A 13,553-nucleotide genomic window follows, 5' to 3' on the forward strand; every position below is an offset into this window, starting at 1 on the left:
TGTGGCCGAGTCTGGACATTTGACCAGTCGGAGGAGAACCAATGGGTGTGTACACGCTGCCGGATCTGCCGTACGACTACGGGGCACTCGAGCCTCATATCTCGGGCACGATCATGGAGCTGCACCACAGCAAGCACCATGCCGCGTACGTCGCCGGCGCCAACACCACCCTCGACCAGTTGGCCGAGGCCCGGGACAAGGACGCCTTCGGCCCGCTGAACGGCCTGGAGAAGAGCCTGGCCTTCCATCTGGGTGGGCACATCAACCACTCGGTGTTCTGGCCGAACCTGTCGCCGGACGGTGGCGACAAGCCGGACGGCGAACTGGGCGCGGCGATCGACGAGTTCTTCGGCTCGTTCGACGGCTTCCGCCGGCAGTTCACCGCCAACGCCAACGCGATCCAGGGGTCCGGCTGGTCGATGCTGGTCTGGGACACCCTGGGCCAGCGGCTGAACATCATGCAGCTGTTCGACCAGCAGGGAAATCTGCCGGCCGCGCAGGTGCCGATCGTGCTGCTGGACATGTGGGAGCACGCGTTCTACCTGCAGTACCGCAACGTCAAGGCCGACTACGTCAAGGCCTGGTGGAACATCGTCAACTGGGCCGACGCCACCGCCCGGTTCAATGCCGCCCGGGAGAACACCGGCGGGCTGATCATCCTGCCGTCCTGACCTTCGGCGACGACGAAACGGGCCGGTTCCCTCGACGGGGACCGGCCCGTTTCGCGTTCTGGCGCGGGGGTCGCCGCCGGCGTCGCCGCGGGTGCGCCGGGCGGCGGTGCACCGAGGGCGGTCCGCTGATCCAAGACCCACCTAACCGGGCAAAACCGGCGCAGAACTGAGACTTGGATCAGCGAAGCCGACCGGAGCGAGCGCGCAGGTCAGCCGGGGCGGCAGTTCCGTGGAGCCGGGGCCGGGGGTCAGCGCACGTCGGCCAAGCGGGCAGCGAGCCGGAGCGCGTCGTGCGGGGCGTGCGCGTCGCCGTCGTTGTCGAAATAGACCGACACCTGCCGCACCCCGGGGGTGGCCGCCCAACCGCGGACCCGGTCGGCCCACCAGCCGATGCCCTGGTCCGAATAACCGCTGCGGTACATCTCCTGGTCGCCGTGCAGCCGCACGTACACCAGGTCCGCGGTCACCTGGTCGACCCAGGGGTACCGGCCGGCGGTGTCGGCGACGACCAACGCGACCCCGAATTGCCGGCACAGGTCGTAGAACTCCGGCCGGGCGAACGAGTCGTGCCGCACCTCGACGGCGTGCCGCACCGGTGCCGCCGGATCTGCGACCGTCAGCGACGGTTCCTCGGCGAACCGGTCGAGGATCCGCGGCACGCCGCGCTCGGCCAGCGCCGTCGCCGCCCGCAGGGTCCGGGGCAGCCGATCGAAGAACGCCGCGATGCGCTCCGGCCGGAACCCCAACTGCGGCGGCAGCTGCCAGAGCACCGGCCCGAGCTTGTCCCCCAGGTCCAACACACCGGAGGCGAAGAAGGCGGCCAGCGCGTCGTCCACCCCGGCCAGCTTCTTGAGGTGGGTGATGAATCGGCTGCCCTTGACGGCGAACTCGAACCCGTCGGGGGTGCGATCGCGCCAGCGCGCGTACGACGACGGCCGTTGCAGCGAGTAGAACGGCCCGTTCAGCTCCAGGGTGTCGAACGCGTCGGCGACGTATTCCAGCTCGCGGCGCTGCACCAGGCCCACCGGGTAGTAGGCGCCGCCCCGCCAGTGCGGGTACCGCCAGCCGGACAGCCCGATCCGGATCGCCGCCCGACCCGGACCGGCACCCGTCACGCCTGGTCGAGCGCCGATTCGAGCCGCGCGACCTTCCCGGTCAGTTCGCCGGTGTGACCGGGCCGGATGTCGGCCTTGAGGACCAGGCTGACCCGGCTGCCGTACCGGCCGACGACCTCGCAGCACTGCTTGACCACCGCCAGGCATTCGTCCCACTCACCCTCCAGGGTGGTGAACATCGAATCCGTGCGGTTGGGCAGGCCGGACTCACGAACCACCCGAATGGCCTCGGCCACGGCCGCGGACACCGACCCGGAGCCGTCGACACCGCCGCACTCACCCACACCCGTCGGGGCGACGGAGAACGCAACCAACATGCCGGTCACGGTATCCCCCCGAGCCGGGCGGCAAACCCCCGAGCCGGGCGGCAAACCCCCGAGCCGGTGGGCCAACCGCCGCACCGAGGCCGCCGCACGGGTCGCCGCACTCGGCCGTCGGCGGTTCACCCACGCCGACTTTCCACCGTCGGCCCGGTCGCCGGCGCGTCGAGGGCCGAAACCGCACGTCGTTCCCGGAAAGCGGTGCGCTCGTTCCGGGGAGGGGCGCGCCCCGTGGGCGCAGGCTCAGCCGCCCGCCTTCGCGACGGCTGCGGCCAGCTCGTCCCGGGTCATCGTGGACCGGCCGGGCAGGTCGAGCTCCTGGGCGCGGCGGTACAGCGCGGCCCGGGTCGCCACCGGCGCGGCCGGCGCAGCCTCCGTGGAGTTGTCCGGGGTGGAACTGCGGCGTGGCGCCGGGCGGGGCCGCGGGGTGCGCCGGGGCGCCCGGTTCGCGGCCGAGGCCGGCCCGGTGGCCGGTTCGGCGATGCCGGAGGGTTCGATCGGCGCGGCCGGCACCGGCGCCGGCGCGGAGATCGGGGCCGTGCTCTCGGCGGCCGGATGATCCACCGCCGCGGCCGGGGATGCGCCGGCGGCCGGCGTCCGGGTCAGCGGCGAGGCGTCGACGTCCGGGGCCGGCTCGGGCGCACGGGCCGCGATCCGGGTCGGCGACACCGGTTGGGCGGGAACCGCGGCCGGCGCCGAAATCGGCACCGCCGACCGGTCGGCCGCCTTCGTTGCCACACGGGCCGTTGCCACACGGGCCGTTGCCGCGCCGGCCTTCGCGGACTTCGCCGTGCCGGACCCACCCGCCTTCCCGGTCCTGCCCGCCTTGCCGGCCGGCTCGGTCTTGCCGGCCTTGGCCGACCGCTCGGCGGCCCGGCGTTTGGCCGCCTTCTGCTTGGCGGCCCGTTCGGCCTTCTCCGCCTTCTGCCGGGCGGCCTTCTTCCGGGCCTGCGCCTGCTTGCGGGCGAGCTTCTCCGCCGCCCGGGCCTGCTTCTTGGCCGACTTCTTGGACAGCTCCCGCTTCTTGGCCTTGCCCGCCTTGTCCTTGGTCGCGGACTTCTTCTTCTTGGCCACGGTCCCTCCTGACGCGCGCGGGCCGGCTCACGCAGCCGAAGCCGTTCCTGGCACCTCATCACATCCACCGGTCCCCGGCCAGGTGGACGTGCCGGACGACCGCCACCACCCGGTCGCGATCCGTCGCCCCCCGGGCGACCAGCCGGACGGAGGATGGGGGCCCTGCCGGCGGGTTCGCCGACCCCACCGGAGGCCGGGTCGATTGCGGTCCGACACAATCTCTGTTCATGCCCTCGCAACATGGCGGTCCTACGGTCCCTGGCATGGCGGATCTGTTCGAGGATTACCCGTTCGCTCGGGCCTGGGATGAGATGTTCGCCGCGCCGGGTGAGATCCGGCCGGCCTACGACTCGGTGTTCGCCGCGCTCCAGACGATGGACGCGGCCGATCTCAAGGCTCGCGCCGACATCATGGGTCGCACCTTTCTGGACCAGGGCATCACCTTTGCCCTCGGCGGGGTGGAGCGCCCGTTCCCGCTCGACCTAATCCCGCGGATCGTCACCGCGGCCGAGTGGCAGACGGTCGAGAACGGCGTCCCGCAGCGCATCCGCGCACTGGAGGCGTTCCTGGCCGACTGCTACGGCCAGGGCCGGATCTTCGCCGACGGGGTGGTCCCGCGGCGACTGGTGACGACCTCCCCGCACTTCCACCGTCAGGTGATGGGCATGAACGCCCAGGACGGCGCCCGCATCGTCATCTCCGGGGTCGACCTGATCCGGGACGAGAACGGCGAGTTCCGGGTGCTGGAGGACAACGTCCGGATCCCGTCCGGGGTGTCCTACGTGCTGGAGAACCGGCAGGCGGTCACCCAGGTGCTCTCCGAGGCCGGGGCCGACCAGTTGGTCCGCCCGGTTTCCGAGTACCCCGGCCAGTTGCTGGCCGCGCTGCGCGCCGTCGCCCCGTGGAATGTGACCGATCCGAATGTGGTGGTGCTCACTCCGGGTGTCTACAACTCGGCTTATTTCGAGCACACCCTGCTGGCCCGGGAGATGGGGGTCGAGCTGGTCGAGGGTCGCGACCTGATCTGTCGCAACAACCGGGTGTTCCTGCGCACCACGTCCTCCGAGATGCCGGTGCACGTGATCTACCGCCGGGTCGACGACGACTTCCTGGATCCGATGCAGTTCCGGGCCGACTCGTTGCTGGGCTCGCCGGGTCTGGTCAACGCCGCCCGCGCCGGCAACCTGACGTTCGCCAACGCGGTCGGCAACGGTGTCGCCGACGACAAGCTGGTCTACACCTACCTGCCGGACATCATCCGGTACTACCTCCGCGAGGAACCGATCCTGAAGAACGTGGACACCTACCGGATGGAGGTGCCCGACCACCGCGAGTACGCCCTGGAGCATCTGGCCGAGCTGGTGCTCAAGCCCGTCGACGGCTCCGGAGGCAAGGGCATCGTCATCGGATCGCGGGCCGACCGGGCGACGCTGCGCAAGGCCCGGGAAACGGTGCTGGAGAACCCGCGCGGCTGGATCGCCCAGCGGGAGATCGCCCTGTCCACCGTGCCCACGCTGATCGGCGAGAAGATGCGGCCCCGGCACGTGGACCTGCGGCCGTTCGCCGTGAACAACGGTCGGAACGTCTGGGTGCTCCCCGGCGGCCTGACCCGGGTCGCGCTGCCCGAGGGCGAGCTCGTGGTGAACTCCTCGCAGGGCGGCGGCTCCAAGGACACCTGGGTGCTGGGCGGCGGGGTGGAGATCACCGCGCCGGAACCGACGGCCGACCAGACGCAGGTGATGAGCGCGCTGGACCTGTCCTTCCCGCCGGCGGTCAACCCGCCGGAGGAGACCTTCGGCTTCCGGAGCCAGCACGAACAACAGCAGCAGAACGGGACGCAGCTCCAGCGGATGGGCGAGATGGTCCAGTGCCAAACACTGCCGGGCGGGTCGAGCGGACAGGAGCAGGGTCGGTGCTGAGCCGGATCGCCGAGTCGTTGTACTGGCTCGGCCGCCACGTCGAACGGGCCGACTGCACCGCCCGCATCCTGGACACCTACCTGCACCTGCTGCCGGCCGGATCCTGGCAGGCCGACCACCAGGTCATCCGATCGCTGCTGGACTCGATGGGCCTGTCCGACGACGAGACGGTCGGAGCGGGCAGCCGGGCCGACTCCGGGCAGCTGGTCCGCGCGCTGGTGTTCGACAGCGACCGGGCCTCCTCGGTGGCCGGCGCGCTGACCGCGGCCCGGGACAACGCCCGCGGGGTGCGCGATGCGATTCCGCTGGACGTCTGGGAGTGCCTGAACGTCACCTGGCACGGGCTGCGCACCCGCGAGGCCGGGGGCGCCGGCCCGCACATGTTCCTGCGCTGGGTCGGCGAGCGGTGTGCCATCGCCAACGGCCTGGTGTCCGAGGTGATGACCCACGACGAGGGCTGGCAGTTCCTGGTCATCGGCCGGTCGCTCGAGCGCGCCGACATGACGATCCGGCTGCTCGCCGCGGCCGAGTCCGAGACCGGCTCGGTCCCCCCCTGGCGCGCCCTGGTCAGCGCCTGCGGCGGCTGGGAGCCGTATGTGCGCAGCCACGGCGGCAGCATCGGGCAGCTCACCGCCTACGAGTTCGTGCTGCTGAACCGGCAGTTCCCGCGGTCGGTGATCCGGACGCTGAACACTGCGGAGGCCTGCCTGGCTGAGCTGGAGGCGATCGGCGCGACCCGCTACATGGACCCGCGACGCGACCCGTCGTCGGCCCGCCGGATCGTCGGTCGCACCCGGACCGGCCTGGACTACCGCACCGGAGCGGAGCTGGCCGCCGACCGCGAACAGATCCTGGCGACGCTGCAACGAACCGTCTACAGCGCGCACACCGCCGTCACCAACTCGTTCTTCCGCCGGGAGGACGCGGTGACCTGGGCGAACATCGGCGCAGAAGGGGGTGCCGCATGAGCAGGGTGGGCGGGCGGGCCCGACGCAGCCGAGCGAATCCTGGACACCGAGGCATGGCTCCCAGCCGGGGCGCGGAGCCTGCGAGCGCCCCGTTGGGAGCGATGGCATGACCGAGCACGTGGACGACGGTGTCGAGAACGCCGGGAACACAGCGAACATCACGGACACAGTGGATACCGTGGACACAGTGGATTCGTTGGCCCAATACCAGACGCAGTCGGCTCCGATGCCGGAGATCTGGCGGCTGCTGATCGTGCACCGCACGGTGCTGACCTATCCGGACACCGTGACGACGTCGTACAACGAGGTCCGGATGCAGCCGAACGACGAACCCGGGCAGGCCGTGCTGTCGGCCCGCCTGGAGATCGACCCGTTCGAGGGTGTCCTGTCCTATGTGGACTATTTCGGCACCCGGGTCTCGGCGTTCGACATCCACCGGCCGCACCGGCACCTCGCGGTGACCGCCACCACCACGGTGGAGACGTTCCCGCCGGCAGGCAGCTGGCCCGGGGCGGAGGCCGCCGGGTGGAACGTCGCTCCCGCCGCGGAAGGCAGCATGAGCTGGGCCGAGTTGGGTGATGCGAACTGCGAGGACCGGTTCGAGGAGTTCCTGTCCCCCACCCCGCTGACCGAGCTGGACGACGAGCTCTTCGGGATCGCCGCGGAGATCAAGGACGCCTCCGCCGACCCGCGGACGGCCGCCCGGACCGTCTGCGAATGGGTGCACCGGACCCTGGCCTACGAGGCCGGCGCCACCGGCGTGCACACCTCCGCGGTGGAGGCCTACCTGGCCCGCCGCGGCGTCTGCCAGGACCTGTCGCACCTGGCCATCGGCATGCTGCGGTCGATGGGTGTGCCAACCCGGTACGTCTCCGGCTACCTGCATCCGGGCGGCACCGTGGAGATCGGCAAGGCCGTCGTCGGCGAATCCCATGCCTGGATCGAGTGGTTCGACGGGTCCTGGAACCGCTTCGACCCGACCAACCTGACCGCGCCCGGGCAGGCCCATGTCGTGGTCGGGCGCGGCCGCGACTATCGCGATGTGCCGCCGGTCAAGGGCGTGTACGCGGGCCCGGAGGCGACGGGCAACGAGGTGACGGTCCGGATCACCCGGCTGCGGTGACATCCCGGTCGGTCGAGCCTGCGGGGCCACCATTGAGCAGAGCAGGCGGGCCGTGGCGATGCGGCGTCCGAGGAGCCGGGTCGCGTGTGCGCTCCATGTGAAGTGTGGTTCACATTCGGGAAGATTTGCCCGATTGATATCGCTCACCCAGGGGACATTCGTGACGTGCGCCACGTAGGGTCGGAAGTCCAACCGTGCTGATGTGGCGTGCCACCGCCGGTTGCCCCCATCAGGCCCCGTCAAGGAGGACGACCCCCAGATGACCGCAGCCCTGACCGATCGAGCACAGTCGTTCGGCCACCTGTTCGTCGACCGGATCGAGCAGACCCCGAACCGCGAGGCCTTCCGGTACCTGGACGGCGGCGCCTGGCGGTCGATGTCCTGGGCCCAGACCAAGGTCCGGGTGTTCAACATCGCGGCCGGCCTGGTCGGCCTCGGGGTGCAACCGCAGCAGCGGGTGGCCATCGCCGCGACCACCCGCATCGAGTGGATCCTGGCCGACCTGGGCGTGCTGTGCGCGGGCGCGGCGACCACCACGGTGTACCCGACCACCGCTCGGGAGGACGTCGCCTACATCTTGGGCGATTCCGATTCGGTGGTGCTGATCGCCGAGAACGCCAACCAGGCCAACAAGGCACTCGACTCCGATCTGCCGGACCTGAAGGCCATCGTGCTGTTCGACGGCACCGAGGCCGACGTCCACCGGCACGAGGGTGTCGAGGTCGTCACCCTGGCCGAGTTGGAACAGCGGGGCGCCGCGCTGCTGGCCGAGCAACCGACCGTCATCGACGACCGCATCGCGGGCTGCGGGCCCGAGGACCTGGCCACCCTGGTGTACACATCCGGCACGACCGGCAAGCCGAAGGGCGTGCGGCTGGTGCACGACAACTGGACCTACGAGGGCAAAGCGGTGGCTGCCCTCAACATCCTTGGTCCGGACGACGTGCAGTATCTGTGGCTGCCGATGTCCCACGTGCTGGGCAAGATCCTGTCCGCAGTCCAGTTGGAGTTCGGATTCAGCACGGCGGTCGACGGCGATCTCACCCGGATCGTGGAGAACCTGGGCACCATCAAACCGACGTTCATGGGCGGTGCTCCGCGCATCTTCGAGAAGGTCCGGGCCAAGGTCACGCTCACCGCCCAGGGTGAGGGCGGGCTCAAGGCCAAGATTTACGACTGGGCGATCGGGGTCGGCATCAAGGCGTCCCGGCTGCGCCAACAGGGCAAGCAGCCCGGCTTCCTGCTCCGGCTGCAGCTCAAGATCGCCGACAAGCTGGTGCTCAGCAAGGTGCGCGAGCGGATGGGCGGCCGCATCCGCTTCTTCATCTCCGGTTCGGCCGCGCTGTCCCAAGAGGTCTACGAATGGTTCGACGCGGTCGGCATGACGATCCTGGAGGGTTACGGCCTCACCGAGACGAGTGCGGCCTTCTCGGTGAACCTGCCCGGCGATTCCCGGATCGCGACCGTCGGCCCGCCGTTGCCCGGATCCCAGGTGAAGATCGCCGAGGACGGCGAGATCATGCTCAAGGGCCCCGGCGTGATGCGCGGATACCACAACCGGCCGGATGCCACCGATGAGGTCTTCACCGACGGCTGGTTCCACTCCGGCGACATCGGCGAACTGGTCGACGGGTACATCAAGATCACCGACCGGAAGAAGGACCTGATCAAGACCTCGGGCGGCAAGTACGTCGCCCCGCAGAAGATCGAGGTCATCTTCAGTGCGGAGTGTCCGTACTCCGGGCACATCGTGGTGCACGGCGACGGCCGGCACTTCGCCTCCGCGCTGATCACCCTGGACGACGAGATGATCCAGGAGTGGGCGGCCAAGAACGGACTCGGTGGCAAGAGCACCGCCGAGTTGGCGAACGACCCACAGGTGTATGCGCTGATCGACGAGTACGTGCAGAAGTTGAACTCCCAGCTCGAGCGCTGGGAGACGATCAAGAAGTTCATCATCCTGCCGCGGGACCTGACCATCGAGGACGGTGAGCTGACCCCGTCCATGAAGGTCCGGCGCAAGATTGTCGAGCAGAAGTACCTGTCCGAGCTGGATTCGCTCTACAAGTAGCCGGAAGGATTCGACGAAGGGCGGCCCGGGGTTCCCGGGCCGCCCTTCTCGTTGCTCGGTCCGGTCGGCCGCTCAGGCCTGCTGGACGTACTGGTCGAACGGCAGCTGAAAGTCTCCGTAGCCGTCCCAGATCTCCAGGTCGGGCCCGACGGTGTTGCTGATGATCACCGGGTCGCCGGGGATGAAGGTGTCGTAGAACCACCTGGCGGCCTCGGTCGACACGTTCACACAGCCGTGCGAGACGTTCTCGTAGCCCTGCGAGCCGACCGACCAGGGTGCGGCGTGCACGAACTCGCCGGACGAGGAGATCCGGGTCGCCCATTGCACGTTCGTCCGGTAGGCCCCGGCGCCGGTCAGCCCCCAGGTGCTCGAGTCCATCAGTTTCCAGTCGTACTTCTCGGCGACCACGTGGATGCCGTTGTACGTGGGGTACCTGTTGCTGCCGAGCGACACCGGGATCTCGTTGATGACCGAGCCGTTCTCCTTGACCACCATCGTGTGGCTGTTGTCGTCGATCTCGGCGATCAGCGACCGGCCGATGGTGAAGGTGACCGCCGTGTCCTCCTGGCCGTACAGCCCGTCACCGAGGTCCTTGCCGTAGACGTCGACGGCGACGGCGACGGTCGTGCCCGGCTGCCAGAAGTCCGCCGGCCGCCAGCGGACCTCCTGGTCGTCGATCCAGCGGAAGCCGCCGTTCTGCGCCGGGGTCGTGGTGACGGAGATCGTCCGCAGGGCAGCCGCCCGGTCCGGCACCGGCTCGTCGAAGTGGATCGCGATGGGCTGGGCGACGCCGACCGTCATCCCGTTCGACGGGAACGTGTAGGCCTTGGTCTTGTTGTTCGGCACGACGGTGGTGAAGCTGGACGTCGACTCGTTCACCGCGCCGACCGACGCCGAGCGGGCGGAGCTCGTCAGGGTGTAGGTCCGTCCGTAGCCGAGTTCGGTCTGCGCCGTCCAGGACAGCTTGTCCGCGGCGAGCGTGCCGAGGATCTCCTCGCCGTCCGGATTGGTCATCCGCACCGACTCGAGGGTGCCCTTGGCGACCGTGACCGTCACCGGGGCCAGCGGGTCGACACCCTGGGCCCCGTCGGCCGGACTGGCCGTCACCTCCGCGGGTGGCGGTGGCGGCGGGGGTTGGGACGACGAGGTCGTCGACGGCGCGGTGACCGCCGCCGACGCGGTGGCCGCCGGGGCGCCGGTCGCCGGAGCGGTACCGTTCGAGACCGCCGGGTCGGCGAGCGTGCCGAGCACCGAGGACCCGGACGGGCCGGCCGCCGAACACGCCGACAGGATCACCGTCAGGACGGCCAGCGCCGCTCCGGCCGTCCGGAGCCGCCGTATCCGCATCCTGTTCACCGATCCTCCGTGCGACTGCCGAGTACTCTTCCCGAGCCGACCCATGACGCCACCCCCATCTGTCAATTCTGCCCATTGCGGACGAGGGCCCCGCGACATCTGAGCGCGCGTCATCACGAAAGTCACCCATCCGTGACCTCACCCGGACACTCGCCCCGAACTGCTCTCGACCGGGACCGACCGGGCCGGCCCGAGGTGGGGCCGGGCACAGCCGACACAGGTCATCTCCCAGGAGGCGTCCGTAGGGTGGTCGATACCCCGGGGCCTGAGTCGAGTCCCGGGCCGGAGGGGTGTCAGCACGGTGAGCGTTCAGGTGACCGTCCCGGCCGACGACCGGACGGCGGCCCGGCTGGCCGCTCTCGGGCTGATCGGCCCCGTGGTCGCGGCGACGCTGGTCGGCGCGCTGCACGTGCTGCCCGAGACGGCGGGAATCTCGCCGGTCAACCGCACGATCAGCGAGTACGGCCTGTCCGACGAGGCCTGGGCGTTCAACTCGGGTGTGGTCGCGCTGGCGCTCGGCTCGTTGGCGATCCTGGTCGCCGCGGTGGCGGCCGGGGCGGCCCGGGCGTCATCGATCGGATTCGGGCTGGGCGTGGCCTGGGTGGTCGCGCTGCTCGTCGTGGTCGTGTTCCCCAAACACAATTGGGCGGTCGGACCGAGCACGAACGGTCAGATCCACCGGGTGGCCAGCCTGGTCGCGTTCATCTGCCTGCCCCTGGCGATCCTGCTGCTCACCCGGCGGCGAGCCGCGGGTTCGTCGGCGGCGCCGCGGTGGGCGTTCTGGTCGAGCGTCGCGTCGCTGGCCTGGTTCGGGACGCTGATCGGCGCCTGGGCGCTCAGCCCGATCACCGGCGTCCCGTGGTACCGGGCGTTGCCGATCGGCCTCGTCGAACGGGGGCTGGTGCTCTGCGAGGTCGCCGCCGTGGTCGCACTGGGCGTCTGGGTGATCACCGTGACGAGACGGACCCGGGTTCCCCGGTCGGCCAACCCCGGGCGGACCGCGCCAGTTGGCTGATCGCGTCCGGACCGACGCGGCAGCACCCGCCGACCAGGCGCGCGCCGGAGGCCACCCACACCGCGGCGTGCTCCGGGCCGAAGGTCGACCGGCCGCCCCAACGCCGGCCGGCGGCGTCCCATTCTTCCCCGCTGTTGGGGTACACGACGGCGGGCTTGCCCGAGGACTCGGCGGCCTGCGCCACCAGATCGGCGGCCTGCGCCGACTCCACACAGTTGATGCCGACCGCCAGCACCTGATCGACCTCGGCAGCCATCGCGAACGCCTCGCCGGCCGGTTCTCCCGCCCGGGTCCGCCCGCGGTCGCAGGTCAGGGAAAGCCACGCGGGGACGTCGAGCCGCTCGATCTCGGCCAGCAGGGCCGCCACCTCGGCCAGGCAGGGGATCGTCTCCACCGCGAGCAGGTCGGCACCGGAGTCGGCGAGGATCTCCAGGCGGGGCCGGTGCCAATCCCGCAGCTGACGCTCGGTCAGTCCGTAGTCGCCGCGGTACTCGGAGCCGTCGGCCAGCGCCGCTCCGTACGGCCCGACCGATGCGGCGACCCAGCGCCCCGCCGGGTGGCGGGGGCCGCCGGCCTGGTGGGCCGCCGCGCGGGCCACCTCGACCGATCGGCGCAAGGCCTGTTCGGCGGCGGCGGGCCCGACCCCGATGGCCGCGAAGCCGGGCAGCGATGCCTGATAGCTGGCCGTGATGGCGATCTGGGCGCCCGCCTCGAAGTACTCCCGATGGGCGGCCCCGATCGCCTCGGGATCCTCGAGGAGCAGGCGGGCCGACCAGAGGGCGGACGACAGGTCGTGACCGTGCGATTCGAGCAGGGTGGCCAGGCCACCGTCGAGCACCACGGGCCCGGCCGCGATCGCCCGGGCCAGCGTGGTCGCGCCGGTCGTCGGCTCTGTCCCGCTCATCAGCTGATGGTAAGGGTGATCCCGTTCCTCGGTGCGGGCCCCGGGGCCTGCGCGGCCATCGCTTCGGGATGCCAAACTGCTCGGCGTGATCACGGCGATGGACCACCTCGGTGAAGCACCCGGATGGACCTGGTGAGTGGGCGGGTCGCGGTCACCGGAGCGACCGGCCAGCTGGGCGGCGCGGTCGCCTCGTCGCTCTCCGCGGCCGGCCTGGCCCAGCGACTCCTGGTGCGGTCCCGGGCGCGGGCTCCCCGGCTGCCCGGAGTCGAGGTCGTCACCGCCGACTACGCGGACGGCGACGCCGTCCGCGCGGCGCTGCGCGGCGTGGACACCGTCTTCATGGTCTCCGGCGCCGAGGAGCCGGAGCGGCTCGCCGCCCACCGAACCTTCATCGACGCCGCGGCCGGCGCGGGGGTGACCCGCATCATCTACACCTCGTTCCTGGCGGCGACACCCGACGCGACGTTCACCCTCGCCCGGGACCACTGGCACACCGAGCAGCACATCCGGGCGTCCGGCCTGCGCTTCACCTTCCTGCGGGACAACCTGTACGCCGACCAGTTCGTGCTGTTCGCCGGGGCGGACGGGCTGCTGCTCGGTCCGGGGGCCGACGGCCGGGTCTCGGCGGTGGCTCGCCGGGACGTCGCCGATGTCGCCGTCGCCGTCCTGCTGGCGGCCGTGACCGCCGCACCGGCCGGATCGCCCCACGACGGTCGCACCTACGACCTGACCGGACCCGAGGCGCTGAGCCTGGCCGAGGTGGCGCGGACCATCACCGAGGTCACCGGCCGCCCGGTCCGGTACCAGCCCGAGACGGTGGCGCAGGCCTACCTGTCCCGGGCCGCGTTCGGCGCCCCGGACTGGCAGGTGGACGCCTGGGTCAGCACCTACACCGCCATCGCGGCGGGCGAGTTGTGCACGGTCAGCGGCGACGTGGAACGTGTCAGCGGGCATCCGGCGACCAGCCTGGCGCAGCTGCTCGCCGGCGGCTGAGAGCCTCGGCCGGCCGGGTCCGCC

General features: G+C 70.9%; 12 protein-coding genes. 7 read left to right on the forward strand and 5 right to left on the reverse strand.

Going from position 1 to position 13,553, the window contains the following annotated elements:
- Nucleotides 1–41: 41 nt before the first annotated feature.
- Nucleotides 42–671 (forward strand): superoxide dismutase, encoded by a 630-nt coding sequence (locus tag ACILSK_RS17685; RefSeq protein ID WP_395728493.1) that lies wholly within the window; start codon nucleotides 42–44, stop codon nucleotides 669–671.
- A 248-nt stretch (nucleotides 672–919) separates the two neighbouring features.
- Here the strand turns inward: ACILSK_RS17685 and ACILSK_RS17690 are convergent, their stop codons facing one another.
- The 3 genes from ACILSK_RS17690 to ACILSK_RS17700 all read right to left on the reverse strand — a co-directional run bounded on the left by ACILSK_RS17690 (nucleotide 920) and on the right by ACILSK_RS17700 (nucleotide 3,180).
- Nucleotides 920–1,786, reverse strand: a complete 867-nt coding sequence (locus tag ACILSK_RS17690) for a DUF72 domain-containing protein (RefSeq protein WP_395728494.1) — start codon at nucleotides 1,784–1,786, stop codon at nucleotides 920–922.
- Nucleotides 1,783–2,103 carry an MTH1187 family thiamine-binding protein gene (locus tag ACILSK_RS17695; protein WP_395728495.1) on the reverse strand — a complete coding sequence of 107 codons (321 nt, stop codon included), beginning with the start codon at nucleotides 2,101–2,103 and terminating at the stop codon, nucleotides 1,783–1,785. Before ACILSK_RS17695 ends, ACILSK_RS17690 begins: the two co-directional genes overlap by 4 nt.
- Before the next feature lie 246 nt (nucleotides 2,104–2,349).
- The gene (locus ACILSK_RS17700; protein WP_395728496.1) at nucleotides 2,350–3,180 is read right to left on the reverse strand and encodes a hypothetical protein; all 831 of its coding nucleotides are present in this window, start codon (nucleotides 3,178–3,180) and stop codon (nucleotides 2,350–2,352) included.
- Nucleotides 3,181–3,443: 263 nt separating this feature from the next.
- Here ACILSK_RS17700 and ACILSK_RS17705 point away from each other — a divergent pair, with 263 nt between their 5' ends.
- The 4 genes from ACILSK_RS17705 (at nucleotide 3,444) to ACILSK_RS17720 (ending at nucleotide 9,261) form a co-directional block, all read left to right on the forward strand.
- Nucleotides 3,444–5,099: a circularly permuted type 2 ATP-grasp protein gene (locus ACILSK_RS17705; protein ID WP_395728497.1), complete on the forward strand. Its 1,656-nt coding sequence runs from the start codon at nucleotides 3,444–3,446 to the stop codon at nucleotides 5,097–5,099.
- Nucleotides 5,093–6,067: an alpha-E domain-containing protein gene (locus tag ACILSK_RS17710; RefSeq protein WP_395728498.1), complete on the forward strand. Its 975-nt coding sequence runs from the start codon at nucleotides 5,093–5,095 to the stop codon at nucleotides 6,065–6,067. Before ACILSK_RS17705 ends, ACILSK_RS17710 begins: the two co-directional genes overlap by 7 nt.
- A gap of 178 nt (nucleotides 6,068–6,245) precedes the next feature.
- Nucleotides 6,246–7,190, forward strand: a complete 945-nt coding sequence (locus ACILSK_RS17715) for a transglutaminase N-terminal domain-containing protein (RefSeq protein WP_395728499.1) — start codon at nucleotides 6,246–6,248, stop codon at nucleotides 7,188–7,190.
- Between the two features lie 259 nt (nucleotides 7,191–7,449).
- Entirely contained in the window at nucleotides 7,450–9,261 is a 1,812-nt protein-coding gene (locus ACILSK_RS17720; protein WP_395728500.1) for an AMP-dependent synthetase/ligase, read from the forward strand.
- Nucleotides 9,262–9,333: 72 nt separating this feature from the next.
- On the opposite strand, the gene ACILSK_RS17725 is transcribed toward ACILSK_RS17720, so the two are convergent.
- Nucleotides 9,334–10,608: an Ig-like domain-containing protein gene (locus ACILSK_RS17725; RefSeq protein ID WP_395728501.1), complete on the reverse strand. Its 1,275-nt coding sequence runs from the start codon at nucleotides 10,606–10,608 to the stop codon at nucleotides 9,334–9,336.
- A gap of 310 nt (nucleotides 10,609–10,918) precedes the next feature.
- On the opposite strand from ACILSK_RS17725, the gene ACILSK_RS17730 reads away from it, so the two are divergent.
- Nucleotides 10,919–11,632, forward strand: a complete 714-nt coding sequence (locus ACILSK_RS17730) for a DUF998 domain-containing protein (protein ID WP_395728502.1) — start codon at nucleotides 10,919–10,921, stop codon at nucleotides 11,630–11,632.
- Here ACILSK_RS17730 and mmuM read toward each other — a convergent pair.
- Nucleotides 11,565–12,536: a homocysteine S-methyltransferase gene (gene mmuM, locus ACILSK_RS17735; RefSeq protein ID WP_395728503.1), complete on the reverse strand. Its 972-nt coding sequence runs from the start codon at nucleotides 12,534–12,536 to the stop codon at nucleotides 11,565–11,567. The genes ACILSK_RS17730 and mmuM overlap by 68 nt on opposite strands.
- 123 nt (nucleotides 12,537–12,659) lie before the next feature.
- Here mmuM and ACILSK_RS17740 point away from each other — a divergent pair, with 123 nt between their 5' ends.
- Nucleotides 12,660–13,529 carry an SDR family oxidoreductase gene (locus ACILSK_RS17740; protein WP_395728504.1) on the forward strand — a complete coding sequence of 290 codons (870 nt, stop codon included), beginning with the start codon at nucleotides 12,660–12,662 and terminating at the stop codon, nucleotides 13,527–13,529.
- Nucleotides 13,530–13,553 lie beyond the last annotated feature (24 nt).

The organism is Nakamurella sp. (assembly GCF_044224575.1).
Lineage (GTDB): Bacteria > Actinomycetota > Actinomycetes > Mycobacteriales > Nakamurellaceae > Nakamurella.